A 422-nucleotide genomic window follows, 5' to 3' on the forward strand; every position below is an offset into this window, starting at 1 on the left:
TCGCGCACGTTGGGCGCGGGATTGGCAAGATAGGCGTCTTTGCGCTCGGGCAGACTGTCAGAGTGGGCGTAGGCCATAACATCGTCCTTTGGGGGTGTTCCCTAAGGTGTCATGTTTTCGCGCGGGTTCAAGGGGCTGAGCCTTGCGCGACGCGCATATGTCGCTTTCGTCGCAGGCTTATTTGGTCAGTCGCTTGCGGTTGGCGCTAACCTTTTTGCTGACCGGCACCATCGCGGCCGAGAAAATCTGGTCGGGCGTGCCCCCGGCAAAGGCGGCTTTGGTGGCCGCCTGATAGGCTTTGGCCATGGCGGGGCCTTTTTCATTCACCATGCGGGCGTTCTCTCCGCGGGTCTGGGGGAGGGCACCGGCCATCCCCAAAAGTCTAAGCGTCATAACGGCTTGGGTGTCGATCATCAGCTTGG

At 60.9% G+C, this 422-nt stretch carries 1 protein-coding gene; it reads right to left on the reverse strand.

Annotated elements, in window-relative coordinates; translation table 11 throughout:
* Window positions 1-177 precede the first annotated feature (177 nt).
* Window positions 178-422: antifreeze protein (locus tag B3849_RS00965; RefSeq protein WP_286779708.1), on the reverse strand; the 245-nt coding region annotated here is incomplete at its 5' end.

It is taken from the genome of Sulfitobacter sp. UBA4523 (genome assembly GCF_002388305.1).
Classification (GTDB): Bacteria; Pseudomonadota; Alphaproteobacteria; order Rhodobacterales; family Rhodobacteraceae; genus Sulfitobacter; species Sulfitobacter pontiacus.